At 60.4% G+C, this 26,382-nt stretch carries 21 protein-coding genes and 2 pseudogenes; 11 read left to right on the forward strand and 12 right to left on the reverse strand.

Annotation, left to right across the window (positions count from 1 at the left end):
- Positions 1 to 80 precede the first annotated feature (80 nt).
- Positions 81 to 1,046 (reverse strand): LysR family transcriptional regulator, encoded by a 966-nt coding sequence (locus AB4850_RS25670; protein ID WP_414442289.1) that lies wholly within the window; start codon positions 1,044 to 1,046, stop codon positions 81 to 83.
- Positions 1,047 to 1,183: 137 nt separating this feature from the next.
- Between AB4850_RS25670 and AB4850_RS25675 the strand changes: the two are divergent.
- Positions 1,184 to 2,732, forward strand: a pseudogene (locus AB4850_RS25675) (acetolactate synthase large subunit).
- A gap of 45 nt (positions 2,733 to 2,777) precedes the next feature.
- On the opposite strand, the pseudogene AB4850_RS25680 reads toward AB4850_RS25675, so the two are convergent.
- From AB4850_RS25680 to AB4850_RS25710, 7 genes and pseudogenes are all read right to left on the reverse strand, one after another.
- Positions 2,778 to 3,088 (reverse strand): annotated as a pseudogene (locus AB4850_RS25680) (IS3 family transposase); the annotation flags it as partial.
- Positions 3,089 to 3,207: 119 nt separating this feature from the next.
- A complete protein-coding gene (locus AB4850_RS25685) occupies positions 3,208 to 4,959 on the reverse strand; it encodes an ATP-binding protein (protein WP_414442290.1) in 1,752 nt (583 codons plus the stop codon).
- Between the two features lie 49 nt (positions 4,960 to 5,008).
- Complete coding sequence (locus AB4850_RS25690; protein WP_414442291.1) at positions 5,009 to 6,010, reverse strand: PoNe immunity protein domain-containing protein; 1,002 nt, start codon at positions 6,008 to 6,010, stop codon at positions 5,009 to 5,011.
- 2 nt (positions 6,011 to 6,012) lie between these two features.
- A complete protein-coding gene (locus AB4850_RS25695) occupies positions 6,013 to 7,545 on the reverse strand; it encodes a hypothetical protein (RefSeq protein ID WP_414442292.1) in 1,533 nt (510 codons plus the stop codon).
- The gene (locus AB4850_RS25700) at positions 7,542 to 10,364 is read right to left on the reverse strand and encodes a type VI secretion system Vgr family protein (protein ID WP_414442293.1); all 2,823 of its coding nucleotides are present in this window, start codon (positions 10,362 to 10,364) and stop codon (positions 7,542 to 7,544) included. The genes AB4850_RS25695 and AB4850_RS25700 overlap by 4 nt, the downstream gene beginning before the upstream one ends.
- A gap of 212 nt (positions 10,365 to 10,576) precedes the next feature.
- Positions 10,577 to 10,954 (reverse strand): hypothetical protein, encoded by a 378-nt coding sequence (locus AB4850_RS25705; RefSeq protein ID WP_414442294.1) that lies wholly within the window; start codon positions 10,952 to 10,954, stop codon positions 10,577 to 10,579.
- Between the two features lie 217 nt (positions 10,955 to 11,171).
- Positions 11,172 to 12,140, reverse strand: a complete 969-nt coding sequence (locus AB4850_RS25710; RefSeq protein ID WP_414442295.1) for a LysR substrate-binding domain-containing protein — start codon at positions 12,138 to 12,140, stop codon at positions 11,172 to 11,174.
- 307 nt (positions 12,141 to 12,447) lie between these two features.
- Between AB4850_RS25710 and AB4850_RS25715 the strand changes: the two genes are divergently transcribed.
- The 6 genes from AB4850_RS25715 (at position 12,448) to AB4850_RS25740 (ending at position 17,143) form a co-directional block, all read left to right on the forward strand.
- Positions 12,448 to 13,281: a transporter substrate-binding domain-containing protein gene (locus tag AB4850_RS25715; protein ID WP_414442296.1), complete on the forward strand. Its 834-nt coding sequence runs from the start codon at positions 12,448 to 12,450 to the stop codon at positions 13,279 to 13,281.
- A gap of 39 nt (positions 13,282 to 13,320) precedes the next feature.
- Positions 13,321 to 14,430 carry an NAD(P)/FAD-dependent oxidoreductase gene (locus AB4850_RS25720; RefSeq protein ID WP_414442297.1) on the forward strand — a complete coding sequence of 370 codons (1,110 nt, stop codon included), beginning with the start codon at positions 13,321 to 13,323 and terminating at the stop codon, positions 14,428 to 14,430.
- Positions 14,414 to 14,707 (forward strand): (2Fe-2S)-binding protein, encoded by a 294-nt coding sequence (locus tag AB4850_RS25725; RefSeq protein WP_414442298.1) that lies wholly within the window; start codon positions 14,414 to 14,416, stop codon positions 14,705 to 14,707. The genes AB4850_RS25720 and AB4850_RS25725 overlap by 17 nt, the downstream gene beginning before the upstream one ends.
- Positions 14,704 to 16,137 carry an FAD-dependent oxidoreductase gene (locus tag AB4850_RS25730; RefSeq protein ID WP_414442299.1) on the forward strand — a complete coding sequence of 478 codons (1,434 nt, stop codon included), beginning with the start codon at positions 14,704 to 14,706 and terminating at the stop codon, positions 16,135 to 16,137. Before AB4850_RS25725 ends, AB4850_RS25730 begins: the two co-directional genes overlap by 4 nt.
- Positions 16,134 to 16,502, forward strand: coding sequence for a RidA family protein (locus AB4850_RS25735; RefSeq protein ID WP_414442300.1), 369 nt, complete (start codon positions 16,134 to 16,136; stop codon positions 16,500 to 16,502). Before AB4850_RS25730 ends, AB4850_RS25735 begins: the two co-directional genes overlap by 4 nt.
- A 158-nt stretch (positions 16,503 to 16,660) precedes the next feature.
- Positions 16,661 to 17,143, forward strand: coding sequence for a RidA family protein (locus AB4850_RS25740; protein ID WP_414442301.1), 483 nt, complete (start codon positions 16,661 to 16,663; stop codon positions 17,141 to 17,143).
- A gap of 57 nt (positions 17,144 to 17,200) precedes the next feature.
- On the opposite strand, the gene AB4850_RS25745 is transcribed toward AB4850_RS25740, so the two are convergent.
- From AB4850_RS25745 to AB4850_RS25755, 3 genes are all read right to left on the reverse strand, one after another.
- Positions 17,201 to 17,995 carry an SDR family NAD(P)-dependent oxidoreductase gene (locus tag AB4850_RS25745; protein WP_414442302.1) on the reverse strand — a complete coding sequence of 265 codons (795 nt, stop codon included), beginning with the start codon at positions 17,993 to 17,995 and terminating at the stop codon, positions 17,201 to 17,203.
- A gap of 85 nt (positions 17,996 to 18,080) precedes the next feature.
- Positions 18,081 to 19,217, reverse strand: a complete 1,137-nt coding sequence (locus AB4850_RS25750) for a Gfo/Idh/MocA family oxidoreductase (RefSeq protein ID WP_414442303.1) — start codon at positions 19,215 to 19,217, stop codon at positions 18,081 to 18,083.
- A gap of 1 nt (position 19,218) precedes the next feature.
- Positions 19,219 to 20,406: an MFS transporter gene (locus tag AB4850_RS25755; RefSeq protein ID WP_414442304.1), complete on the reverse strand. Its 1,188-nt coding sequence runs from the start codon at positions 20,404 to 20,406 to the stop codon at positions 19,219 to 19,221.
- Between the two features lie 181 nt (positions 20,407 to 20,587).
- Here AB4850_RS25755 and AB4850_RS25760 point away from each other — a divergent pair, with 181 nt between their 5' ends.
- Positions 20,588 to 21,487, forward strand: coding sequence for a LysR family transcriptional regulator (locus AB4850_RS25760; RefSeq protein ID WP_414442305.1), 900 nt, complete (start codon positions 20,588 to 20,590; stop codon positions 21,485 to 21,487).
- 136 nt (positions 21,488 to 21,623) lie between these two features.
- Here the strand turns inward: AB4850_RS25760 and AB4850_RS25765 are convergent, their stop codons facing one another.
- Positions 21,624 to 22,652, reverse strand: coding sequence for a LysR substrate-binding domain-containing protein (locus tag AB4850_RS25765; protein ID WP_414442306.1), 1,029 nt, complete (start codon positions 22,650 to 22,652; stop codon positions 21,624 to 21,626).
- Positions 22,653 to 22,825: 173 nt separating this feature from the next.
- Between AB4850_RS25765 and AB4850_RS25770 the strand changes: the two genes are divergently transcribed.
- From AB4850_RS25770 to AB4850_RS25780, 3 genes are all read left to right on the forward strand, one after another.
- Positions 22,826 to 23,752 carry a dihydrodipicolinate synthase family protein gene (locus AB4850_RS25770; RefSeq protein ID WP_414442307.1) on the forward strand — a complete coding sequence of 309 codons (927 nt, stop codon included), beginning with the start codon at positions 22,826 to 22,828 and terminating at the stop codon, positions 23,750 to 23,752.
- Positions 23,753 to 23,826: 74 nt separating this feature from the next.
- Complete coding sequence (locus tag AB4850_RS25775) at positions 23,827 to 25,131, forward strand: MFS transporter (RefSeq protein WP_414442308.1); 1,305 nt, start codon at positions 23,827 to 23,829, stop codon at positions 25,129 to 25,131.
- Between the two features lie 58 nt (positions 25,132 to 25,189).
- The gene (locus AB4850_RS25780) at positions 25,190 to 26,356 is read left to right on the forward strand and encodes an enolase C-terminal domain-like protein (RefSeq protein WP_414442309.1); all 1,167 of its coding nucleotides are present in this window, start codon (positions 25,190 to 25,192) and stop codon (positions 26,354 to 26,356) included.
- Positions 26,357 to 26,382 lie beyond the last annotated feature (26 nt).

The raw sequence follows: 26,382 nt of genomic DNA on the forward strand, positions 1-26,382 counted from the left end.
CAACGATAGCGCGAGCCGGTGCGTTCCGGAACGCATCAAACGCCGGGTTCGGCTCCGATGAAGCGGCACGGCAAGCTTGACTAGCGATTCTTCCTCGCCATTTGGCCAGGCTCGAAAAACCGGATGTCACGCTCCAGTGCCGCTGGCGTTTCGGCTTTCAACAGTTCGAGCCATGCACGCGTTTTCGCGTCGATGAAGCGCCTCGACGGAATCAGCGCGAAGACCCCGATTTCAGGCGATCGCCAGCGCGGCAACACCTGCACCAGCGAGCCTTTGCGCAACGCGTCGACCACCGTGTAGCACGGCAGCATCGCGATGCCCAGGGCGCTCAAGACGCCATGCACCACCACTTCCGGGTTGTTGCCGACAACCGGGCCACTCGGGTCCAGCGCGTGGACATGCTTGCCGTCGGTCAGCTCCCAATGCGGCGTGATCGACGGATTGACGAGGCGCAGGCACGCGTGATTGACCAATTCGCGTGGATGCTTGGGCGTGCCACACCGCGCGAGGTAGTCGGGCGCGGCGCACAACACCGCGAAGGTCGAGCCGAGCCGGTGCGCCACCAGGCCGGAATCGCGCAATTGCTGGGCAAGGTACACGCTGACGTCGGTGCCTTCTGCGAGCAGATCCGGCACATATTGCGACGTGCTGTATTCCACCTGGACCTGCGGATATCGCGCGCAATATTGCGAGACGAGAGGGACGACGTAACGGCTCCCGAAACTTGCCATGCACATCACGCGCAACCGGCCCGAGAGCTGCACGGCGGCGCCCGCGGCATTGCTTTCCGCTTCCGCGACGAGCTCGAGAATGCTCCTGCATTCGTTTGCGTAGCGCTCCCCCACGCCGGTCAGCGCGAGACGCCGGGTCGTGCGCTGCAGCAGTTGCGTCTGCAAGCGGTTCTCCAGATCCGAGACGAGCCGCGATACCTGGGCGGTGGTCAGCGCCATCTGCAATGCCGCCGCCGTAAAGCTCCCCGCATCGACGACGCGTATGAACGCCGTCATCGCATGGAGCAAACCGTAGTCGAGATTCTTGCGCATCATGTAACAAAGATTCTATTTGCACATCATTTTTGCATCTTACCGCGGTGGATACGATCCGGCATGCGCTGTCACTCAAGCCCTTGGCGGGGCCAAGCGGATGGCAGCCCGAGATGGATAACTCACCTGAGGTCATGGTCGTGAATGGTGCGGAAAGTTTGTTGCGTTCGTTGATTGCGAACGATGTGAATGTTTGCTTTGCCAATCCCGGTACGTCGGAAATGCACTTCGTGGCGGCGCTGGACAACGTGGAGGGCATGCGGCCCGTTCTGGGGCTGTATGAAGGGGTGGTCACCGGCGCGGCCGATGGCTATGGCCGCATGATGGGCAGGCCGGCCTGCACGTTGCTGCATCTCGGCCCGGGGTTGGCGAACGGTCTGGCGAACTTGCATAACGCGCGCAAGGCCGATTCCCCCATCGTCAACATCGTGGGAGAGCATGCAGCCTCACACATGCGTTACGACGCTCCCTTGTCATCGGATCTGGTGGGATTCGCGCGCCCTGTGTCGGCCTGGATACACACGTCGACCAGCGCGCGCACCGTGGGAGCGGATGCCGCACGTGCGGTACAGGCGTCGCTCGAAGGGCCCGGCCGCATCGCCACGCTCGTCTTGCCCGCCGATACCGCTTGGGAGGAAGCGGATCTTGCTGCCCCGGCCGTGGTAAAACCGACGCGCGCACACGTATCGCAAGACAGTATCGATCACGTGGCGCAGCGCATCCGGAGCAGCCAGCGCGCAGCCATTCTGATTCGCGGCGAGGCGTTGCAGGAGCGCGGGCTGCGCGCTGCGGGCAAGCTCGCTGCGCAGACGGGGGCGCGACTGTTATGCGACACCTTCTTTCCGAGGATGCAACGGGGCATCGGCCGCGTTCAGGTCGAGCGTTTGCCGTATTTTGCCGAGCAGGTCGCCGACTTTCTCGCCGGCACCGAGTTGTTGGTGCTGGTGGGCGCCCAGCCTCCCGTCAGCTTTTTCGCCTATCCGGACAAGCCGAGCTGGTTGACACCGAAGGATTGTCGTCTGGCGGTGTTATCCCATCCCCATGAGAATGGCGTGGTCGCGCTGGAATCGCTGGTAGACGCGTTGGGCGCGGGAAATGCGAGGGAGCAACGGGTTGCAGCCAGGCATATCGAAGTGGACACGCATGGGCCGTTCGATGCACGGCCGATCATGCAGGTAATAGCGAAGCATTTGCCGGAACAGGCGATTGTCAGCGATGAGTCGATCTCATGCGGCTTTGCGCACTTTGGCTTGACGGCGCACGCGGCGCCGCACGATTTTCTCAATCTCACCGGCGGGGCCATCGGGAGCATGATGGCTGGTGTCGACAGGCGCCGGCATTGCCTGCCCGGACCGAAAGGTGGTCACCCTGCAAGGCGATGGCAGCGCGATGTATATCCTGCAATCTCTGTGGACACAAGCGCGCGAAAACGTCGATGTCACTACAGTGATCTACGCGAATCGCGGCTACAAGATTCTCAGCAACGAGTTGAAGCGAGTCGGCGCGTCGAGTGACGGCGCGCTGGCCGCGTCGATGTTCGATCTCGAGAATCCAACGTTGAACTGGGTCGCGCTTGCGAACGGCATGGGTGTTCACGCGGTGAGCGTCGATACGCCATCCGAGTTCGAGGATGCGTTCTCCAATGCGATGAAGCAACGTGGCCCGCGATTGATCGAGTGCGTCATTTGAATTCGTGCGGTTGCGATCTCGTAGGCGCGATTGCCGGCTGGTGCGAGGAACCGGTACATTCAATGCTGCCCTGCGTTGCATCAGCAGGCCATGGCATCACGCGGTAAATGCGCTTGACGTTCAGCGATGACTGTCCCGCTGGGATACGCTTGCGGTGCAACGCCCCATACGCGTCGATATCCGTAGCTGGGCAAGTCACTGATAACCCGCTGAATGGCCTCGACGATCGATGCATCGTGGGTTGGTCTGGACCGCCGTGCGTCGCGCCAAGTCGCCTCACGTGACTTGCGTGTCGATACGTTCAGGCGCGTCAATCCAAGGACTTTGCAGACCAGTTTCACTGGCCATCCTCCCGCATTGCACTTCGTCGTCTTTGTCTCGTTGATGCTCACTCGCGCTGTCCAGTATTTTTAAAAGTAAAAAACACACTCTAAGCGTTATTGGATATCCGGTCATGCGGGGGCAAGTCTAGCTATCACGTTAACTGCCGCAGTTGCCACTCGAGTTGCCGCCTCGCCGTACTAATCACATCAAGAAAACTTGCAGCGCGAACATCAGGCTCGAGATTGGTGGTGGGATAATCCGCAGACCGATCCCCTCCAACAATCAAGACTCTGATAGGCTTGTTCATGTGCTTCGCCAAATCATGACGATAGTCAGTCGCCTGTGTGTAGTCGTCTCTGTTCAATGAGTGCGAAGGCCTCTTGAACTCCAGCAGGAGACATTCACCGTTCAAATTTTCATTGAGCAAGAGGTCGGGGCGTTTGTTCGCCCTTGCACCACTGAACTTCTTTCCGAGAAAATCTTCGACCTGTCGTTGAAGCGTCTTGTTCGAACTGAAGGCTGAGAACTCGGGTCCAAAAACCCAGAGATTCCGTTCGATTGACCTGTGCATCTGCGCTTCGAGCGTCTTACTATCCCTAGACAGCGCCTCGAGATTATCGAGATACTCTTGCCGCGCCTTCGCTTGTTCGACCAAATGTGCCATATCGGCCAAACCAAATTCGTCCAACGCATCAGCAAGCGCAGCGATATCCTTCTGGCGAGCTTGCGCGAGGTGCCGAACAACTGCCCCGTAATCTGACCGCTCAATCGCCTCAAGGAGCACGTATACGAACGGCTCTACTTTTTCCGCAGGCTCTCGATAAAACCTTTCAAGTGTCTTTTTTATTGCGCTTTCCGCGTATTCTCTTCGATGCTCGGGCAGAGCGGCGAGTCTTTCCTTGATATCACGCCGCAGACGTGCATGCGCAAGCTGGATCTCTCTGCCGTGTGTTTCCTTGAATGCACTAAAAATAAGAGGTGCGACCAACTCTGTTACACGCGCCAATAGTTCACTGTTTTCAACAAGGCTATCCCAACCGGCAGTTACATGGTTTCGAAGACCATCGGCGTCGATTTCTCCATACAAGCGCTTTAGCAATTTCGGTGGGAAGTCGTCTCGTCCGTCCAAGCCGAAAAATGAAGGCTTACCTACAACCTTGCCGTCCACGCGAATGACAATGCCGGGTTGACGCGACACCGATTTTTTCTCTGCGATCGCGAACTTTAATCTTACGTCGCCCACACCAGGAACAGTTAGCGTGCTGTCCTTAAGCGTTCCCACAACGTCGTCGACGCCAAGCGATTTGCCGTCAACAATAATTACGAGGTCTGTTTCCCTACCATATTCCTGCAACAATATTTGACGTAACCTTTGAGGATCAGGAAACGCCAGTTGTTGATCAAGCTCGGTCAAGGTTATCGTGGTTCCATGCGCCGAAGCATCGCATGGATTAACGATCAAATCGATAGGTAGACGCTCAATGTCGTCTACCTTCAGAAGATCATGCAATCGCAAGGTAAAGCTTGTACGAATTCCCCGTGCGCAAGTCTCGAGCGTCATTACTGACGCCGCCATTAAACCGGCGAATTTTCCGATGCCCTTTCTGCCTTTTACGAGTCGTTGCTTTCTTGCAGTACGCTCGCCACTCCTCTCTCGTCGATCAGAGGCAATCGAAAGATAGTGATTCCGCAACTCGTCGGAAGTCATGCCAGTCCCGTCATCGAATATAACTATCGGCGAGTCACTCATCGGCACAGGTAACGATATCGATATATTGTCGGCGTCAGCATCCCAAGCGTTGTCAATGAGTTCCTTAAGAGCCTTCTCACTAGACGAATACTCCTGGCTGAGGATACGAGCTAGTCGTGAATTTACCTGAAACCGGGCCTTGCTCTTCTTCATGTCTGTAACCCTGTCTTGTCAACCCGTCGCATCTGCATTGTGAAGAACTTTAAACCGGTCGCTCATATTCCCAAACTGAAGGTTGCATCCTGTATGCTCCACGTTGATCTGGAGCAAATACCTCGGGCATCGCCTGCCCCTCCTCAACTCGCACGCCAGGAACGCGATGGCCGACTGGCCTCCAAATGCCACTCTGCGGACATCGCTGACCGGTACGAATCTTCAGCACCCCGTCATCAACAGGTGCTGGCATCGCCGTTGATGTGTAGCTGCGAGCGAAGTCAACGAGATCCTTTGGATAGAGAAGATGATCGCGAAAGCTCGAATCATCGAGTTCAAGCAAAAAGGCCGCGGCAGCTGCCTCAACAGCCCAGTAGCCAACGTACGCGCCCCCTTCCGTCTGGTTCGCCGTCAGATGGCTGTCATGCCACGATGCAGCCCGCATCGCGGGATACCAAGCGTCAAGATAGGATGCAATATCAGCGGTACTCTCTTCCTCAGAATCTCTGTACAAACTGTTGATGAGCAACCGATATGGTTTTTCATGAAACCACTTATCGACGTCGTATCGATCGTCCATGCTATATGCCAGCAGATCTTCATACAGCGTGTCCTGTGCCCGATAGAAAGGATCGAGCATTCCGGAAATTTGAGGTAGCAGGTCAGTCCGATGCAACAAATGGCAGAGACCTATGAGTTGAACGGCCCACTCGTAGTCGCCGATCTCCCCAAACATCAGCGGCGGCATACCGCTATCTTGCTTGGCTTGCCGGTGAAGTGCTGTGTAATGCACCAACGTGTCGATCAGCGAGGGAAGCATCTCTCGTAGCTCACCGACACTCCTTCCAGCCGTGTATTCGAGTAAAAAGCGATTGTAGGTCCCCGTCGCCCCGAGCATCGCCGCCAGGGCCTTACGCTCGGACTCCGTCGATCCATTCGGCGAGTCATTGTTCTTCCAGTACTCGATGTCATCCGTCAGTTGCGGCAGTAACCAATCGTAGTACTGCTCGCTCAAGAAACGTTGACGTCTGCGTGTTTCAAAGTTGTCCATGGCTAAAATCTCTCAACCTTCTGGGCGCCGGAAATTCTGCGCTCCTTGTAAGCGACAGCCGTCGCCACTTCCGCATCGCGATAGTGATGTGTCGGCGGAAGAACATGGTCTGTGTGATTGTGCTCGTCACCACTCAACAACGCCGCTTCGTGCGCAACACTGGTCGGCAAATAAAACGGGACGTAAAGGATGTGCCGCGAGTACCCTTTCCGTTCGATGTCTGATCGAACTGGAAGCAACGGCACTGCCGCCGGAAGATTTCGCAAAATCCATTCGTTGCTCATCTGCACCATTTTTCCTGCGGTCTGCGTCGGGTCCGAGCGCCCTGCGGAGTTCTCGCTAGGAGGAGCCTGCTTTCTCGGACGATTTCGACCTCCGCTGGGCTTGCCACCGCTCGCCGTTCCTGCCACGTTCGGCTCCGCTTGATCGGTCAAGGGCGGTTCGATCAATTCATCGGCGGAAGGACGAATGGTGTCCTTGATGCGATTTGCCAATCCGAGCTTCCGCCCCATGTTGCGCTTTGCGGTCGGGTCCGACATGGGTTTGTCGACTTTCGACGACTTCGCCTCCACGATCGCGTAAAGCTTGCCCTCGTTCGATGCCGGATCTGCACGCCAGACGGCATCAATGCCGTGGCCACGCGGCGTTGGGTCGAAGAGCTTGTTGAGCTTGCCACCATCATTAAGCTTGCCAAGTACTTGCGTGCCAGGACGCGAAGACCACTCCCCCATCACGCCTTGATCATGCCTGGTCCAGCCCGATCCCCAACGAAGCGTTTCGTAGCAATGGTAGTCCGCGATATGCTCGCCCAGAATACCCGCGACAGCCGATGTGATGTCCGCCACCGCCAGTTTCGCGTTCACGACACCCGTCGATGGAGTTGGCTTCGGCCGCCCGCTCCCTTCCTTCGCCTCCACGTCTTTCGCACCGGGCTTCTCGGTGGTGCGACGCTCCTCCAGCGTGCTCGCTGCCGACGAATTTGGCTGCTTTTTCTTCCAGTGCAACAACTTTCGCTCGAGGAACTGCGTCAACCAGTAGGGCAGATTCACCTCGACCCACGAAAGCGCCTGATTGAAGGTCATCTGAACCGATGTGGGCATTTCCCGATATAGCCAGGATTGCTGAATATGCTCACGCGACTCTGACAACAATTTCTTCAGGCCAGCGGCGTCAAACAGCTTGTCGACCAATTCCTCGGGGCTTGTATGAACGCCAGCTTTCTGAAGCACAAGGCGCAAGATGTCGAACAGCAATGGCCCATAGATATCCGACTTGTGGTTCACCAGCCGAAACGTGCGCTTGACCCCTGCACCAATGACGGGAACCCAGCCCACCACCGCAAACACCAGATCGATGCCGGTTTCGATTTTCGTCAGTTCGTCCGTGCTGTCTCGACTGTTCCAGACATTCCACACGCTCTCGGACGTGTCATACACGTTCTGCGCCACGTAAAACAGCGGAAACATGTTGGATGCCATCGACAGACCAATCTGCTCGACCGCATCCTGTATGGCTTGTTGATCGTCGTCGTTCATTGCACGTCCGGGCGGCCCGAGAAGAGATTGAACAGGCTCGCAAGATTCTCGTGGTTGATATCCGTCTGCCCTCCTGCGTGCAATTCCTTCAGCACATCGGCCGGATCGATTGCCTTCGCCGCGGGGACAGGAGCCGGCACAAACGGTCGCGCATCCTCTCCGAAAAACACCTTGGCAGAACCGGTCGGCACGTCCCTCAGCATCGCGTAGCCGTTCCCATCAAGCGAGCCGGATTTCGTCGTTCCATCATCAAACAGCACCTTGTACGGTGCGTTCGGCACGGCCTTCAGATTGTCGTCGGTGAGATTCAGCTCAAGTTTGTTGTGCAAGTCTCCCTTCGGCAGCGCCGGCAGGTCATACGGCGCGCTCGTCGGTCCGGCGAAGCTATGCTGCGCGCCCTTCACATCGATCTTGCCGGGGGCATGAATCTCGATGTTTCCGTCCTTCAAACGGATATAGGCACCACCTGAGGTCAACAATATTTCCTTGGCGCCAGCGACATTGATCTGCTCCGTAGCAGAGAGGATCTTGACGCTCTTCTGGGCCGTCAACTCGATGTTGTCGTCATGCGCCTGGATTTCCACCTTGCCTTTGGCAGCGAACAGCTTTGCGCCCGAGTTCTGTACGAACAAACTGATCTTTTCAGCGACGCTCGCGATGAGTGATTTGCCCGAAGCCACGTGAACGCTCTGCCCGCTCAGCAGATTGATGTGCTGGTCCGCGTTCAGATGAACTGATTGCTGCGTCGATAATCCGATGCCGGTCGGGCTACCGAACAACATGATCGGCTGCTTGAATGCATTCGCCGAGCCTGTGCCACCGCCCGCGGTATTTCCTCCCGATGCCGTGCCGGCCACACCATGCTGAGTCGCGTCGGTGAGAGCCCGTAGCGCGTCGCGACCGGGTTCAAGCGACTCAGCCTGATGCTGGACACTGGCATCGGACAGTGCCTCGATCACGCTCTCCGCATTGACGAGCTGCTGTTGCGTCTCCTTGACGTCGAGCGGTTGGCTGCTCGATGTCTTCGAATGCGTCGTGACATAAAGACCTCGGCTCGCACGTACCGCGCCGTAATCGTCGGTACGAAGATCGAAGCCGCTCCCAAGGTAAGCGCCTCGCGAGTTGCCGCTATGGTCGATCAAATAGCCAAGATGCAGCAGGCTGCTTGCGCTGCTGCTCATCAGTTGGACGCGATTCTGGCCCGTGGCGTCGTCCATCACCATCTGGTTATAGCCACTACCCGCGTACTCCTTCGAGCGATAGCCCGACAAGGTCCCGTTGCTATGCCATTGCGGCTTTGCCGCGCCGTTGTAGACGCGCGCCACGGCGAGAGGCCGGTCGCAATCGCCGCCGATGTGATCGATCAGCACCTCTTCACCGATGCGCGGCAAATGAACTCCGCCATAGCCACCGCCGGTATCGGACTGAACGACACGCACCCACGTGGAAGCACCTTGATCGCCAGGATTCACGCGGTCCCACACGAATTTCACACGGATTCGGTTCAGCTCGTCGGTATAGATCTCCTCACCGTCTGGCCCGACAACGATCGCTGTCTCCAGATGCATCTCGGGCTTGCGATGTTCGAGCGGGCTGCGATATGGCACGTTGGTGCGCTGCGCTTCGACCTCGACACGATAGAAACCGACGGAACCATCGGCGTAAGTGATGCCGACTGACTTACCGTCATCAGCGCCACGTGCCTGGGCGAGTTCTTGTTCGAGACTGTGCGGAAAGTGCGGTGCGTGGGTCACGGGAAGATTGTTCTCGATCCACCACGCGACCTCGATCGCAGCAAACTCTCGTTGCGCAGCGGGATCGCTGTCATGCACCGGATGGTCAGCAAGCATGAAGCGACGGCCAACATCAAGAGTTCGCACACCACCCGCGCCATGGAAACGCTTCGCCCGCGACTCCCATTCTTCCATACGAATCTGCGAAAGCTGATCACCCTGTGGCTGCTTACCGAATGTGTATCCGCCCGTATATTCGTAGACCTCAAGCTGCGGGGGAAGTTGGCCTTGATTGCCGATTGTCGGCGTCTGCGTGCTTTTGGGATTCGCGGATACGGAGGGGTTCTTGTAATCGAACGTCCGCGTGGTCAGTGCGACGCTCTGCAAAGTGCGCGTAGCCGCCCATTGCGTCAGTGCGTCGGACTCAGCGCCTGTCGTACTACGCGCAAAATTGATGGTCTTCGGCGCCAGTTCCGGCAATGAGGTGATGGTATCTGTGATGACCAGCGTATGGGACTTGCCGTCTGCGCCTTGTTCCCAATACCCGAACAGGCCTTCGCCCTCGAGCAGCCGATGCACAAAGTTCCAGTCGGTGTCGCTCTGTCGCGTGTAGGAACGATTTGCAAGCGGTCGCGACAGAGCAAAGCGAAAATGCCCTTGAGCTTCAGGATGCGCGTTGAAGACATCGGTAACGATCGCATCGACGGTCTTGTCGATCCAGACTTTCTGGTCGCGACGAAACTTCAAGACATGCATCCACGCTTGCAGCGTGATCTGATAAGCCGTCAAACCGCCATCTGCGCCCAGCCGGCGCGCGGTATAAATAAATCCGTGGATCGGTCGATAGCTACCGCTCCCCTCCTGAATCCATAGGGTAGCTGGCTGAGCGATGAGTTTCTTCAACTCGATCGCGTCGTTCTGCGACACCACATCGAGCCTGAACATGTAGTCTCGGCCGATCGTGGAACAGCCTACGGCCCGCTGCACCACCAGTGCGTCTTGCCCTAACGGCGTATCAAGCTTCAATAGCCGATCTTGCTGAATCAAACCACCGCGCAACGCGGCAGCGAGGTTCTGCGCGTCCATTCTTAGCCTTTCTTATTTATTACAGCGCTCTCGGATAGCGTCTGGTCAATGCTTGCGGGATTTTACCCTAGCTGAAATATCAACACATGACGGTCTCTGGTCGATAGCTTTAGATGAACAATCGGTTAATACCGACAAGCGATCTCGGGAAGCGTGGACCGGCCAGACCTTCACAGACACTCACGAGCCGTTTAGCCGCGATGCAGTACCGTCTACTGCTTCATCGCGGCCGACCGGAGCGTCTCCAAGCCGTTCAAACTCGGAATGTTTTCCTTGCACAAGGGCGAATCAGGCCGCGCATCTTCTGGTTTGATCTTGTGGCGTGCCGCCGGGGTCGCCGCCACCACCTGAGCATTGACTTGCGGCGCGAAGGTGGTCGAGGTCCGCCACACGATCCAGGCTTTCGACTGTGCGACGAATGCATCGTATTTTCCCGGTATGCATACTCTCATCAGCTCCCGCATGTCCGCTTCGCTCTTGGTATCGGAGTCGGCCCAGTAGTCGCTCAACTTGTCCGCGTATGCGAGCGAAGTCGTCAGGCCAAGCACCGCACCGACGAGCGCGCAGCCGATAATCCATTTCGTTTTCATCTGTGTTCTCTCATTAATTTATGGTTATTAGACAAGCCGATGAGCTTGACGCAGGTATGTCGCACGGATTTCCCTCACGCGACAGCCTGCATGGTATCGAGCAATAACGACGGGACGGAATCCGCGCGATTTCGATGGGGGGAATATAGCCTGCCATGTGACCACGAACAGATTGCAGAAAGCGCCCCGCAATCCTCAATAACTTAGGCGTTGACCATCATTTCCGGCATCCCACATTGGGTATCTGCGGAGTTGCCGGCCGCACGCGCGTCACCACATCGCATTCGGCGATCACCCGTGTCAGCTCGTCGACAATCCGTTCGATCAAGGCATCTGTCAGCGCGGATGCCTTGCTGCCCTTCTGTCGATAGATGCTGTATTGAATCGACAGCGCCGGCTCGAACTTCCTGATGACCACGCCATGCGTCGCGTTTGCGCTGGCCGACAGGTAATCGACAACCGTCACGCCCGCGCCGGCCTGACAAAACGCAATGGCCGTGGCGGCCAGATTGGTTTCGATCGAAACGGGAATGCGCAGATTGGCGAGCGCGGCGTGACGCTCGATTTGCGCCACCAGCGGATCGGATGCAAGCAGCGAAATCAGCGGCACGTTTTCAAGATGCTGAAGCGTGACCACCTCCACCTTCGCCAACGCGTGCCCTTCGGGCACCACGCACACCACCGGCACCGCTGGAAGCGTTCGTCGGACGACCGCGGGATGATCGATGCTGGTGGTCACGCCGATCGCCAGATCAAGCTGATTTCGCCCGGCCCATTCCACGAGGGTTTGCGTGGAGCGGATGTTGACCGTCAACTTGACACCGGGATGAGCTGCCTGGAAGCGCTGGATGATGGCCGGCATCACGCCGCTTCCCAACGCGGGAAGAATGCCGACTTTCAAACGACCCGCCCGCAGATCACCGAGATCCCGCGCAAGCCGCATGATTTCCCTGGCCGAAATAAAGGAGCGCTCCACTTCGGCGTACAACGAAATCGCCTCGGCGGTAGGAACCAGGCGTTGACGCTGCCGGTTGAACAGGCTGTAGCCCACCTTGGCTTCGAGACGTGCGAGCAGTTTGCTCACACCGGGCTGGGCGATATCGAGAAAATCGGCCGCCCGGGTCACGGTGCCATGCTGCATGACTGCGGCAAACACCTCAAGCTCGCGCAATGAAAAATCGCTCACCCCACCCTCCCCGATATCGCTGGCGTCCCTTCCTTCAGTCACCAGCCCATACGGCCGGATCGGCTAGATCATAACCTTTGGCAATCAAGCAGAGAAGCCGCCCCCCTTCCGGCTCGGTCGAAACGCGACGACCCGGCCCCGACTCCCGTCAGATGCTCGACGAGCGCTCATACCTTTTTGGAATGAACGACCATTTTTGCGGCAATTGAGGCCGCCGGGCGTCGATCCCAAAATGAGTCAACGCTGAACGCCCCGTTACCTCGCTTCAGCCGTCAACCCAGGACGAGACCCCACGGAACCGGACATCATGAAGAACAAGACACTGAAACGCGCGGCGTGTTTGATCGGCAGCCTCTGCGCAATCGTCGCAGCACTTCCGGCGCAAGCGAAAGACGTCGTGATAGCGTTCGAGGGCAGCTACACGCCGTGGAATCTCTCGAATCCCGACGGCACGCTCGGCGGCTTCGAGCCGGCATTGGCCAAGGTGCTGTGCGAGCGTGCCCACCTGAGCTGCAAACAGATTGCCGCCGACTGGGACAGCATGATCCCCGCGCTGAATACGGGAAAATTCGACGTGATCATGGACGGCATGGCCATCACGAACGCGCGCCGCCAAGCGATCGATTTCAGCATTCCGTACGCCACGGTCACGTCGAGCTTCGTCACCGCGAAGGGCCGCGCCGGCGCCTTCGGGAAACTCGACACCGGCCTCGTGACCATCGATTCCGAAGCCGACGCCAAGGCCGCGCTCGCGGCGATGCGCTCCGCGCTCAAGGGCAAGGTGATCGGTGTCCAGACCGCGACGACCTATGTGCCCTTCGTTCGATCGAACTTCTCCGACATCGCGGAAATCCGCGAATACCGCAATTCCAAGGATCGCGATCTCGACCTGAAGAACGGCCGAATCGATGCATCGGTCGAGAACACCGTCTACTTGCTCAACAACGCGGGCAACGATCTGTCGCTGATCGGGCCTGTCATCGGCGGAAAAATCTGGGGCGAAGGCGTGGGCATGGGATTGCGCAAGTCCGACACGGCATTGCGCGATGCATTCGACAAGGCCATCGCCTTGGTCAAGGCCGACGGCACGCTGTCGCGGCTTTCCCTGCAATACATGAAAACCGATCTGACGCCGCGGTGAGCATTGCCTGCGGAATGGCTCGATCAAGGAAAGCCCCGAATGAAAAACACGTTTGATTTCGCCGTGGTCGGCGGCGGTCTGGTCGGCATGGCGATCGCCTATGGCCTTGCCAAGCGCGGCCAGCGCGTCGTCGTGCTGGACGGTGAAGATTCAAGCTTGCGCGCCGCGCGCGGCAATTTCGGCCTGATCTGGGTATCCGGCAAAGGCCGCAAGCAGCCCGACTACGGGCGCTGGTCGCTGGAATCGTCCCGGCTCTGGCCCGCCTTCGCGAGGGAGCTGGAACACCTATCCGGCTTGAGTCTCGGGTATTCGCGGCCAGGCGGATTGAACATCGCGCTGACCGAGGACTCGCTTTCGGCAAGCATCGAGAACGTCGACCATCTGTTTCGCCAGGATGCACGACTCACTTACGACGTGCTCGATCATCGGCGCCTGAAGGCCATGGTGCCCGACATCGCCGACGACGTCGTCGGGGCGGTGTATGCCGAGAACGATGGCCACGTCAGCCCGCTCTACACGTTGCGAGCCTTGTTTTCCGCCTTCGAAAAGGCGGGTGGCGCCTATGTGCCGAACGCCACGGTCACGATGATCGAGCGCACTCGCGACGGCTTTCGTCTCGATACGGAATCCGGATCGTTCGGCAGTGCGAAGCTCGTGCTGTGCGCGGGCCTCGGCAATCGGGAGCTCGCACCGATGGTCGGCCTGCATGCTCCCGTGGTGCCGCTGCGCGGCCAGATTCTGGTCACCGAGCGCGTCCGGCCGTTCCTCCACTTTCCCACCTTGTCGGTGAGACAGACCGCGGAAGGCTCGGTGTTGCTCGGGGAATCCGCCGAGGACGTGGGGATGGATGCCGGCGTGTCGGCGGATATCGTCGCGCACATCGCTCGGAAGGCGATCAGGCCGTTTCCGCTGCTGCAGGACGTGAATGTGGTGAGGGCATGGGGCGCGCTACGGGTGATGACACCGGACAGCATGCCGATCTACGACGCATCGATCGATTGCCCCGGCGCTTTCCTGACCACCTGCCACAGCGGCGTAACGCTCGCTGCCGCTCACTGCGAGCTGCTCGTGCCGTGGATGCTGGGCGGCCAGCGACCGGCCATTCTCGACTATTTCCAAGCAAGGCGATTCCATGTTCAGCCCCATTGAAGGAAGCCCACCGAAGCTGATTCGCATCGAGATCGACGGCCGGCTTGTCGACGTGCCGGAATCGGTGACGGTTGCCGCCGCGCTGCTCCATGCGGGGGTCCGGACCTTCCGGCGAACTCCGGTCGGCGACGCGCCGCGCGGGCCATTCTGCATGATGGGCGTGTGCTTCGACTGTCTCGTCGAGATCGACGGACAGCCCAATCGGCAGTCCTGCATGGTCGAGGTGAAGGACGGCATGCGCGTGAACTTCATGAACGGCGCAAGGAGCCTTCAATGACGATCGAATCGTTCGACCTCGTCGTGATCGGTGCCGGGCCCGCGGGCATGGCATGCGCATTGCGCGCCGACCTGCTCGGCCTGAAGGTGCTGGTCATGGATGAAAATTCGCAGCCCGGCGGACAGATCTATCGCAACGTCGGACGCTCCCCCCTGCCCGACCCGGCACGACTCGGCTCGGACTACACGGACGGCGCCGACCTGGTGAAGCAGTTCGGTGCGTCGTCCGTATCGTACTGGCCGAACACGCTCGCCTGGCAAGTGAGCCCGGCGCTCGAGATCGGCTTCACACGTCGCAGCGGCGCCGCCGCAAGCGGCCGGATACGGTGTCGAGCGCTCGTCATCGCGAATGGCGCGTACGAGCGCCCGTTTCCGGTTCCGGGGTGGACGCTGCCCGGCGTGATGGGTGTCGGCGCGGCTCAAACGCTCGTCAAATCGGCCGGACTCCTGCCCGACGTGCCGACCGTGCTGTGCGGCAGCGGCCCGCTTCTCTACCTGTTCGCCTGGCAATTGATTCGGGCAGGCAGGCCGCCGGCCGCAATCCTGGAAACGACGCCCGCCGCCAACTTCCGTCAAGCGCTGAAGCATCTCGCGCCGGCGCTGCGCAGTCCGAACTACCTGCTGAAAGGCATGAAACTGCTGCGCGCCATCAAGAAGGCCGGGATCGCCCACATTCGCGAGGTGGACGCGTTCTCGATCGAAGGTGCCGGGCACGCCGAGCGCATCACGTATCGCTCGGGAAACCGATCCGCCACGATCGCGGCGGACCTCGTCCTGCTGCATCAAGGCGTGGTGCCGAACGTGCAATTGACGCGTTCCATGGGCTGCGTCCATGACTGGAACGAAGTTCAGCTCTGCTGGCGCCCGCGTACGGACGGTTGGGGCGAGACCTCGGTCCCGAACGTGTTCACGGCGGGAGATGGTGCCGGTATCGGCGGCGCGATCGCGGCACGAATCGACGGCGAGCGCGCCGCACTCGCCGTCGCCCATCGCCTTGGCGCGTTGAGCGCGGCGTCGTTGAGCAAGCAGGCCGCGCCGCTGAATCGCCAACGCGAACGCCATGCCCGTGTCCGTCCGTTCCTCGACGCGCTGTATCGCCCGGGCGAGCCGTTCCGCCGTCCGGCGAACGAAACCGTCGTGTGCCGCTGCGAAGAGGTGACGGCCGGACAGATCCGCGACATGGCCCGCCTCGGCTGCGTCGGCCCCAACCAGACCAAATCGTTTTCCCGATGCGGCATGGGGCCGTGCCAGGGTCGGCTGTGCGGCCTGACCGTGTCCGAACTGCTTGCCGAACAGAACGGGCAACGCATGGACGAAACGGGTTACTACACCGTGCGCCCACCGATCAAACCGGTGAGCCTCGCCGATCTGGCGGCCTCCTTCATCCCCGACGAAAACGCGGCAAAACCAACCGAATGGATCCCGAAATGAATGATGCGCTCATCCTCAGAACGCCCGGCAATGCGCGCATGAGCAAGCGGGTGCGCTTTGGGAATCTGCTGTTCCTGGCGGGACAGACGTCGTCCGGAGAACCGGGCGCTCGCTCGATCGAAGCACAGTGCCGGGAAGCGTTCAGGCGGATCGACGCGCTGCTGGCCGACGCCGGCAGCGACAAGCGCCAACTGCTGTCGGTCACCATTTACCTGAAGGACATGGGCGATTTCGATCGCATGAACGCCGCTTGGCAACAGTGGGTCGATCCCGATCACCTTCCGGCGCGTTGCACCGTGCAGGCCACCCTCGGCTTGCCGGAACTGCTTGTCGAATTCAGCGTCACTGCCGCCGTGTCGAATTGAATGTCTTCAGGCTGCGCGCGGGGCGGAAGCATTGCATCGCACTGCCCCCTGGATTTCGATTCCGAGCCGGCCCGAGCATCGAAACTCCGATCGGGCCGATTGCAAGCACGCTACACTTCCACGGCTCCCCCCACTGCCCCTTTCCGCCAGACGACGCCATGAACCGATTCGACGTACTCCAGCAACTCGCGAACGATTTCCAGTTTCCCTTGACCGAGGAGATCAAGGTCGGCGGGAATTATCGGCCTGTCGTGGTGGACGAGAATCTCGCCTACGTGTCCGGGCAGATTCCGCGTGTCGGCGACGTGGTGCGTTTCACCGGCGTGGCGGGCGACGACATCTCGCTCGACGACGCCCGCCGCGCGGCGGCCATTTCCGCGCTGCGCGCCTTGACGCTGATACGGAATCACTGCGGATCGCTCGACAGAATCGCGGCGGTGCCGCGCATCACGGTTTTCGTGCGCAGCGCGCCCGATTTTTCGAAGCAAAGTGAAGTCGCCGACGGCGCGTCCGACGTGCTTTACGCCGTGCTCGGCGACGTCGGCGTGCATACGCGAACCTCGGTCGGCGTGGCGCAATTGCCCAAAGGCGCGTCGGTCGAAATCGACTTCCTGTTCCGGTTGAAACCCGATCCTTGCTGAATCCGCACCCGGCAAACGCACTCGGTCGTGCTCAAGGCGAACGTGGCCTCGCGGCGATCATCCGAGCGATCGCACGATGCCGCCATCGACGCGCAGCGCAGCGCCGGTCGTCGCCGAGGCTTGCACCGAACAGACATACACCACCATGTTCGCCACTTCCTCCGTGGTCGCGAAGCGGCCGATCAGCGAGCTGGGGCGCATGGTGTCGATGAAGTCCTTCTGCACCTGCTCCAGCGTCTTGCCTTGCTCGCGAGCCACCGGCTCCAGCCAGTTCGCGAAAATCTCGGAGCGGGTGGGCCCAGGCAACACCGAATTGACCGTCACACCGGAGCCGGCGACCGATTCGGCCAGGCCACGCGCGATCGCAAGCTGCGCCGTCTTCGTCATGCCGTAGTCGATCATGTCCTTCGGGATGTGCAGGCCCGACTCGCTGCTGATGAACACCACCCGGCCCCAGCCCCGATCCACCATGCCCGGCAGGTATCGGCGGGTCAGGCGCACGCCGCTCATGACGTTGAAATTGAAGAGACTCAGCCAGTCGTCGTCGGTGAGTTCGCCGAACGGCTTGGGGACAGCGGTGCCGAGGTTGTTGACGAGGATGTCGGCGTCCGCCACGCGTTCGGCGAGCACCCCGGCGCCCGCTGCCGTGGCGAGATCCGCGGCCACGCCATCGAGCGCTGCCCCGGGCACGGTCGAACGAATGTCGTCGATGGCATGTCGGACGCGCGCTTCGGTCCGCCCGGTGACAATGACACGCGCACCGACGGCCGCGAGGCCGCGCGCGATCGCGAGGCCGATGCCGGCCGTCGATCCGCTCACGATGGCGCGTTTGCCGCTGAGGTCGATTTTCATGGCGTTTTCCTTGGTTGGAAGATGAGAGGGTGTTTGGCCGGAAAGCGCTGTCCGGCCATGGCGCATACGGTCAATGCGGTGAGAGTCAGGCGCCTGATGGCTGCCAGCGGGCGCCGGTGATGGCGGCCGTGCGGATGGCCTCCATCGTCTCGCGGCGCGCGAGCGCCTCGGCGAAGGATGCCGATAGCCGCGATCCCGTCCGGATGTCGCTGGCGAAGGCCTCGTAGGCCGCGGCGACGAAGCGTGCCGGGCTGTCCGATGCGAGCAGGCCGCCGCCGGCTTCGACAGGATCGGGCGGCGCGATCGTTTCCCATCGTTTTTCGCGGGCGTCCCGGAGTTCCAGCCTCAGCGGCCGCCACATCAGCTGTCCCTTCGACGTCACGCGCAGCACGGCATCCTCGCCCTGGATCTCCCAGGCAAACGACGGGTCGCCGCTGCCGGCACGCATGTGGAAGCTGAACGCGGCGCCGTTCAGTTGTCCGCACATCGCGATCTGGTCGGGCGACGACGACATGAGGGCCTCGCCCGTCTGCCGGACCACGACCCGAGGCCGACTGATCGCGGTCGTGACCGAGACGCTGTCCAACTCGCCGAGCACGAAACACAGCGAATCGATGTAGTGGCCGCAGTGGATGGTCAGCGGATTCGCTCCGTTCGCGGCGTCGAGCAGATACGCGTTGCCTTGGTCGATCGAACCCGTCGACAGTTCGTCCCAGGCGAGCAGCGACGTGGAAAGGATTCGTCCGAGCCGGCCGGTCGCGACGATCTCGCGCACCTGCCGCAGCCACGGCGAGAAGCGGCCCTGCAGCCCCACCGCCGTCGGAACGCCACGGTCGCGGGCCAGTTGCGCCAGTTCTCGCGCCTCCTCGAGCGAGCGCCCGAACGGCCATTCGCAGAAAACGGGCTTGCCTGCAAGCAACGCCTGCCGAACCAGCAGGGCGTGGTCCGGCGCTTTCACCGCGACCACGACCGCATCGACCTCCGCGTGCGCGATCATCTCGTGGGCATCGTCGAACCAGAGCGGCGCGCCGAAAGCGGCGGCGGCAAGACGGGCCGATCGTTCGTGCCGGGTGGCCACGGCCTGAAGCGTCATCGAGGGCACCGTGCGAAGCGCCGGAATGTGCGCCATGGCAGCCCAGCCGCGTTCCGGCGAGGCGCCGACGATGCCGATGCGGATGTTGGCGACGGGATGCTGCCGGATCATTGAAGCGTCTCGGGACATGTCAGAACTCCCTCGATGGCGCGCCCCGGCCGGCCGCGGGCGCTTCGGTACGTCCCAGGCCCATCGACGCGAGCCAGGCGGCCGCCAGCAAACCCAGCACGGCCCACGGCAGTGCCGCAGCGCCGAACGACGGGAGGAGCGCGGCGCCAAGCAGTCCGCCGCCCGCCATGCCCGCGTTCCAGACCGTGACGAGCATCGACTGCGCCAGGTCGGCCGCGTCGCCGGCGGCCCGCGACGAGGCGGTCTGGAACAGCGTCGCCGTTCCGCCGAAGGCAAGGCCCCAGAGCGCGATGCACGCCAGGAGCACGAGCGCCGAATGCCCGAATTGGCTGGCCACCAGGGCCGAAGCGGCGAACGCGACGATGCTCGCGCGGATGAGCGGCGCCAACCACCGGTCGACCAGCATCCCGGTCAGCCAGATGCCGCCCAGCGCCGCCAGGCCGAACACGAGCAGCGCTACGTCGACGCGAACGCCCGACTGCAGGAACGTCAGCCACGGCGCGATGTACGTGTAGAGCATGTTGTGCGCGAGCACGTACAGCACGGTAAGCGCCAGCACGGGGCGCAATCCCGGCAGAACCAGCACGGGGCCGACGCGGTGCGCGGCGTCGCCCGTCCTGCCCGGGAAGTCCGGCACACCCAGCCTCACCCAGGCCCACAAACCTGCAGCCAGTAGCGACATCACCCCGAAGGACCAGCGCCAGCCGACCAGGCCACCGAGCAGTGTTCCGGCCGGAATGCCGATCGACAGCGCCAAGGGCGTGCCCACCATCGCGACCGCGATGGCCCGCCCCTGCCATGCAGGCGCCACCATGCGGATCGCATGTCCCGCCAGGAGCGCCCAAAGCAGCCCCGAGAACACGCCCGCGCCGAACCGCGCGACGAGCGTCAGCGCGAATGAGGTAGACAGGGCGGTCACCACGTTGACCAGGCAGAAGCCGCCGATGGCCGTCAACAGCAGTGGCCGGCGACGCCAGGCCTGCGTGGCCTTGACCAGCGGAATCACGGCGACCACCGAGCCCAGGGCATACAGCGTCACCAGCTGCCCGGCCGCACCGACGGAAACGCCGAGATCGGTGGCGATGGCGGGCAACAGGCCGGCCGGCAACGCCTCGCTCAGGATGGCCACGAACCCTGCCGCGGCCAGGGCGAGCAGGCCGGCCCAGGGGAAGCGGTTCGCCTCATGCATGATCGCGCCCCTGGATGGGCCGGCGGCGGGCGACGGGATCGCGGTACCGAAATTTGCAGGATGTGACTTGCATCGCATTGCCTTCGAGAAGAGAAGGCCTTCACGATAGGGAAGACATCATTCCGGATAAAGGTGGGTACACTTCCCATCTCTCATGACTGGAATGTCCGGAGTGAAGCCCATGATGCTCGACAGCCTCGACGATTTCGCCGTGTTCGTGCAGGTCGCGGAGACGCGCAGCTTCGCCGAGACCGCCCGATCCACCGGCGTCTCGGCCTCGGCCGTGGCCAAGCGGATGGCCCGTCTGGAGGAGCGCCTGAAGGTACGGCTCCTGCACCGCAGCACGCGAAGCGTCACCCTGACGGCCGAGGGCGCGATGTTCCTCGCTCGTTGCCGGCGCGTCCTGGACGAGGTTCAGGGCGCCGAACACGAGCTGTCACGCGCCGCCGGGGCGCCGCAGGGCCGCCTCAAGGTGAGTCTGCCGATGGTCGGTACGCTGTTCCTGCCGTTGCTGGCCGAGTTCATGCGCGCGCATCCCGCCATAGCGCTTCACCTCGATCTCAGCAACCGGATGGTTGACGTCGTCGAGGAGGGATTCGACGCGGTCATCCGCACCGGAGAGCCTGAAAGCTCCGCGCTGAATGCCCGCGCCCTTGGAAGCTGGCGCATGCTGCTGGTCGCGTCGCCGGCTTACCTGGCGCTCAGAGGCCGGCCCGAGCGGCCGGCGGATCTGGCCGGGCACGATTGCCTGCACCACTGCTTCGACGGCACCGGCAAGCTCGAACGCTGGCCGCTGGCCTGGGGTGACGAGGGCGAGATCCCGCTGCCGGTGTCGATGGTCGCGAACCATCTGGAGGGGCGGTTGTGTTTTGCGGAAAACGGGCTGGGGATTGCCTGCCTGCCCGAGTTCACGGTGCGCGAGGCGCTGGCGGCAGGACGGCTCGAGGTCGTCCTTCAGGATTTCACCGAGTTGCACCGAGTCACGTTCCGCATGTTCTGGCCATCCTCCCGCCACCCTTCGCCGAAGGTGCGGGCGCTGGTCGACTTTCTCGTCGAGAAGATGGCCGCCGAACAGCCCTAGCATTGCGACGCACTCGGTATTTGTCTGATCGCTGCCGCCCGCGCTTTCTTCGTCCTGCCGTGCCGCAGACGATACGACGCCCGCAGCATCATGCGCAGGCTCGGGTGAGCCGCGCCAAGTCGGCGGGACACCCTGGTCAGGTCCGCGAGCTGCGCTCCATCTCGGCAAACTCCGAAACACGCGGTTCAGGTTGCCAACCGTCATTCGTCAGGTCGCCCGCTACCCGAGCCTGGCATATCGGTGACAGCAACGCCCGCGCCCTCAGGTATTCCCAAAGCCGCTCGGCCTCCGTGGCCAACGGGGCTGGCTTACGCGTCAAGACAAGCCGCAGAGGGACATCAAACGTTCCATCACCCGCCCGCACCAGACGCTTCGCCGCGAGATCAGCCTGCACCAATGTCAAGGGCAGCCACGCCACGCCCAGCTTCGAGAGCGCCATGAAGCGAAGGCCGTCCGTCAAACTCGCCTCATGATCCTGCCGTAACCCGACAAGACCGAGCTCTTCCAACTTCGGCGCCAGAGACCAACCAAGGTGGCACTCCTCCGCATAGCCCAGGAAGGACACCGGCTCCTGGTTGCTGCCGGACAGATTGAACAGCGGCCGGCCAGCCGCATCGGGCGCGCTTACCGGAATCAACCGGTCCCGTCCCAACTCCAGGTTCATGTAGTCGGCAAGGGCATTGCCGACTCGGTCGGCGACCACGTCTGCCGCGTCGAAGAATGCCACGACATAGTCCGACGACCCATCGTTAAGCATTGCGAAGCATTCCTGCAGTGAATCGGACTGCACGCTGAACTTGGCCATCTTGAAGTCCCCATGCAATCGCGGAATCCAGTCGCTGAAGAACACCGCCGACATGACGTGCGGCGCAGCAAACCGAATTCTCGATTGTTTGTCCTTGCCATTCTCCTTGACCGATTTCCGCAAGCCATCGAGCGCGTAGACGACCTCCGAGGCGACGGCTTGCAACTGACATCCCACGCTCGTCAATTCCAAGGCCCCCTTGCATCGCAAGAATACCGGGGCGCCAATCCACAGTTCGAGGTTTTGGATACGTCGACTCAGCCCGGACACCGACACATGACGTTGCTCGGCAGCGCGACTGAAGCTTTTCAGGTGGCAAAGGACGAGAAAATCCTTCAAGGAGACCAGGTCGATCATCATTCGCACGCCTCATGATTTCATTGCTGCCTAGGCTACGCCGAACGTACCAAAAAGCCAGACGTATCGCCGGTCGTCTTTTGCAAAATTCGCAACCGTTGGCGCTGAATCAGCAACCGCCTTCCCATGCAGCGCGGTGAGAATGCAGACATTCTGAACCAAGCGAGTTGCAAACAATGCAAACCACTTCCGGACGTCTCAAAGGTGTTCTGGCACCCGTGCTCACGCCGTTTGACGCACACAAAACCCCCGACCCCGTCAGATTTGTGAGGCTGTCCAAGTGGCTGGTCGGTCAGGGTTGCGGCTTGGCGATGTTCGGCACCAATTCAGAGGGCAATTCACTTTCGACTGAAGAAAAGATCGATCTGCTTCAGCATGTGGTCGATGCGGGTATTCCCCCCGCCTCGATGCTGCCCGGCACCGGCAGCTGCTCGTTGACGGACGCCGTGAAGTTGACGCAAAAGGCGCTCGAGTTCAACTGTGCCGGCGTGCTCGCACTGCCCCCGTTTTACTACAAGGCGGTCACTGACGATGGCCTGTTTGCGTTCTATAGCGAACTCATCGAACGCGTCGGCGACGACCGTCTTCGCATTTATCTCTATCACATCCCGCCGGTCGCTCAGGTCGGATTTTCACACGCCTTAGTGGAGCGTTTGCTGAAACGCTATCCGGTGGTGATCGCCGGCATGAAGGATACCGGTGGCGATTGGGCATACACCAGCAAGACCATCGAGCTTTTTTCAAACGATGGATTCGATGTTTTCGCGGGATCGGAATCCATCCTGTTAAAGACAATGCGCGCGGGTGGCGCAGGATGCATCTCCGCCCTGGCCAACGTCAATCCGGCGCAAATTGTTCAGTTATTCAATGGATGGGAAGAGGCGCAAGCCGAATCTCAACAAAAACACTTGAACCTGATTCGCGAGAAATTTTCGAGTTATCCGCTGATTGCCGCCATGAAATCTGCGATCGCGCAGGCAACCGACGACCCGCAGTGGGCACAGCTTCGACCGCCCCTGCTTCCGCTCGACTTGTCACAGCAAAAAACACTGCACGAAAGCCTGAATTCGATTTCGTTTGAGATTCGGAATTTGAATTCTTGAAAACCAGATCCGATGGATAATCGATTCACCAGCAATTGTCGTATGTTTTTGGTAAAAAATAGAATGGAGACAGCATGATGGATTCGAATATTGGGTACTTGCAGGCCAAAAACGATGGCATGTCGTTATACAGGAAAATCACTTGGCGCATCGTGCCGCTGCTGACACTTTGCTACATGGTTTCCTATCTGGATCGTGTCAATATCGCCTTTGCAAAGCTCGAAATGCTCAGTGACTTGCGATTTAGCGAAACGGTGTACGGCGTGGGCGCGGGTATTTTTTTCGTATTCTATGCTTTCTTCGAGATCCCCAGCAGCATCCTGGGCGCAAAGATCGGCCCTCGGAAATGGCTGGTACGAATCATGATCGTGTGGGGGCTCATCTCGGCCTCATCCATGTTCGTGCATACACCGACTCAATTCTATCTATCCAGATGCCTGCTCGGGATCGCGGAAGCGAGCTTTGTTCCTACCGCAATCCTCTATCTTACGCATTGGTTTCCAACGGAACGGAGGTCGAAAATTATCGCGATATTTTTTATTGCGCTGCCGCTTTCAGGAATTATCGGCGGACCGATATCGGGATGGATTCTTGAAAACCTCAAAAACGTGAACGGGCTCGCGGGATGGCGCTGGCTGTTTTTCATCGAGGCCATGCCGGCCGTGCTATTGGGTTTCATCGTCTGGATTTTTTTGGATGATGACATCAGGAGTGCAAAGTGGCTCAGCCATGCAGAGAAAGACGCGCTTGAGCATGAGATCAAAAGCGGGGAAAAGACAAAAGTCAGCCATGCATCCCTGGCGCAGACCCTTTCGGATGGCAAGGTCTGGTTGATGGGTTCGATCTACTTTTGCATCGTGGTCGCCCAATACGGCGTGACGCTTTGGTTGCCGACTTTGATCAAGGCGGCTGGCATCGCAGGAAATTTCCACATAGGCCTGGTCGCCGCCGTTCCATATATAGCGGCAGCCACGGCGATGGTCTGTTTCGGCTCCCTGAGCGATCGAACCAAGCTGCGCAAGCGATGCCTGATGTTGCCCATGCTGCTCGGCGCCATCGGTTTCGCCGGCGCGGCAATTTTCGAGGCGAATACGTTCCTCGCCATCGGTTCCCTGAGCCTGGCTGCAATAGGCGCCATCTCCGCCACCCCTCTTTTTTGGCCATTGCCTACCGGATTTCTGGGGAACGCATCGGCCGCAGCGGGAATTGCATTGATTACCGCGATGGGCAACCTGGCGGGCTTTCTCTCGCCATCCATGGTCGGTTGGCTCCGGGATACGACGCACGGCGGCCGCGCGGGCATGTATGTACTGGTAGCGTTCCTGTTGCTCGGAATTGCCATCGTGTCGCGCATCCCCTCGAAGCTCGTCGACAAGTGAAAGCACGAACCTTCGGCCAGGCGTCAGTAAAAACGATCAATTTCATCGACCAAGCAAAATGAAAATCATCAATATTCGTGAGAAAACCATTCCGATTGGCTCGCCCCTGAGAAATTCCCGGATCGATTTCAGCCAGATGACCGTGACGGTCGTGGCTGTTGTGACGGACCAGATCCGTGATGGGAAACCTGTCGTCGGCTATGCCTTCAATTCGTTTGGTCGTTACGCTTGTGGAGGCCCGATGCGGGAGCGAATCATTCCGCGACTCCTGGCTGCATCCCCCGAACAACTGAACGATAAGGAAAGCGGACTGATCGATCCGCAGCGTGCGCTCGACGTGATGATGCGAGGCGAGAAGCTCGGTGCGCACGCAGAGAGGTCGATGGCGATCGGCACGCTGGAAATGGCGCTCTGGGACATCGTCGGAAAAATGCAGGGGTTGCCGCTGTACAAGGTCATTGCCAACCGTTTTTCGGTGGAAACGGCTGCGAGCAAAAACAGTATCCCCTGCTATGTCGGAGGAGGCTTCTATCACGCCACCGACGATCTGGCGCAGCTCGGTGACGAAGTGCGAGCTTATCTCGATAGCGGCTACACCGAGGTAAAAATAAAGGCGGGCGGGGTTCCCTTCAACCAGGATGCGCGGCGTATCGAGTGCGTCCTGGCGCTGGTAGGAAACGGTAGCCGGCTGGCGCTCGACGCCGGTTGTGCCTTCGATCGAGATCAGGCACTGGCGTTTGCTCGCGAGATAGAACCGTATCAACTGAGATGGCTGGAAGAGCCCTGTGATCCTGCCGACTTCGAGACATACCGGGCCGTCAGTCTCAATTATTCCGGCACCCTCGCTGGCGGCGAAAATTTGTTCTCGGATACGGAAACGGACAACTTTTTGCGCTACGGGCAATTCAACGGGCGTCTCGTGCTTCAACCCGACCCCCCGTTGGCTTATGGCATTGGCGAATTTCAACGCATCGTCGAGACTGCACTGAAACATGGCGTCGTTCGCGAAAATATCATGCCTCATGGTGGAAACATGATGTCGCTCCACGTTGCGGCAGGCTTGGACCTGGGAAGCGCCGAGTCGTACCCGGGACTGTTTGGCGCCTTTGGCGGCTTCAGCCGCGAAGTCGAAATCAGGGGCGGCCAGGCTACGTTACCAACGATGCCCGGAATCGGATTCGAGGACCAGCCAGCCCTTTACGAAATTTTCGCGCAACTCACCTGACAGGTGGCGTGGCTGCAAAATTCAGG

Source organism: Burkholderia sp. 22PA0106 (assembly GCF_047497155.1).
Taxonomy (GTDB): domain Bacteria; phylum Pseudomonadota; class Gammaproteobacteria; order Burkholderiales; family Burkholderiaceae; genus Burkholderia.

Coding starts and splice junctions, on each gene's coding strand:
- AB4850_RS25670 (WP_414442289.1), bottom strand. CDS start 1,046: ATGATGCGCAAGAATCTCGACTACGGTTTGCTCCATGCGATGACGGCG.
- AB4850_RS25685 (WP_414442290.1), bottom strand. CDS start 4,959: ATGAAGAAGAGCAAGGCCCGGTTTCAGGTAAATTCACGACTAGCTCGT.
- AB4850_RS25690 (WP_414442291.1), bottom strand. CDS start 6,010: ATGGACAACTTTGAAACACGCAGACGTCAACGTTTCTTGAGCGAGCAG.
- AB4850_RS25695 (WP_414442292.1), bottom strand. CDS start 7,545: ATGAACGACGACGATCAACAAGCCATACAGGATGCGGTCGAGCAGATT.
- AB4850_RS25700 (WP_414442293.1), bottom strand. CDS start 10,364: ATGGACGCGCAGAACCTCGCTGCCGCGTTGCGCGGTGGTTTGATTCAG.
- AB4850_RS25705 (WP_414442294.1), bottom strand. CDS start 10,954: ATGAAAACGAAATGGATTATCGGCTGCGCGCTCGTCGGTGCGGTGCTT.
- AB4850_RS25715 (WP_414442296.1), top strand. CDS start 12,448: ATGAAGAACAAGACACTGAAACGCGCGGCGTGTTTGATCGGCAGCCTC.
- AB4850_RS25720 (WP_414442297.1), top strand. CDS start 13,321: ATGAAAAACACGTTTGATTTCGCCGTGGTCGGCGGCGGTCTGGTCGGC.
- AB4850_RS25725 (WP_414442298.1), top strand. CDS start 14,414: ATGTTCAGCCCCATTGAAGGAAGCCCACCGAAGCTGATTCGCATCGAG.
- AB4850_RS25730 (WP_414442299.1), top strand. CDS start 14,704: ATGACGATCGAATCGTTCGACCTCGTCGTGATCGGTGCCGGGCCCGCG.
- AB4850_RS25735 (WP_414442300.1), top strand. CDS start 16,134: ATGAATGATGCGCTCATCCTCAGAACGCCCGGCAATGCGCGCATGAGC.
- AB4850_RS25740 (WP_414442301.1), top strand. CDS start 16,661: ATGAACCGATTCGACGTACTCCAGCAACTCGCGAACGATTTCCAGTTT.
- AB4850_RS25745 (WP_414442302.1), bottom strand. CDS start 17,995: ATGAAAATCGACCTCAGCGGCAAACGCGCCATCGTGAGCGGATCGACG.
- AB4850_RS25750 (WP_414442303.1), bottom strand. CDS start 19,217: ATGTCCCGAGACGCTTCAATGATCCGGCAGCATCCCGTCGCCAACATC.
- AB4850_RS25755 (WP_414442304.1), bottom strand. CDS start 20,406: ATGCATGAGGCGAACCGCTTCCCCTGGGCCGGCCTGCTCGCCCTGGCC.
- AB4850_RS25760 (WP_414442305.1), top strand. CDS start 20,588: ATGATGCTCGACAGCCTCGACGATTTCGCCGTGTTCGTGCAGGTCGCG.
- AB4850_RS25765 (WP_414442306.1), bottom strand. CDS start 22,652: ATGATGATCGACCTGGTCTCCTTGAAGGATTTTCTCGTCCTTTGCCAC.
- AB4850_RS25770 (WP_414442307.1), top strand. CDS start 22,826: ATGCAAACCACTTCCGGACGTCTCAAAGGTGTTCTGGCACCCGTGCTC.
- AB4850_RS25775 (WP_414442308.1), top strand. CDS start 23,827: ATGATGGATTCGAATATTGGGTACTTGCAGGCCAAAAACGATGGCATG.
- AB4850_RS25780 (WP_414442309.1), top strand. CDS start 25,190: ATGAAAATCATCAATATTCGTGAGAAAACCATTCCGATTGGCTCGCCC.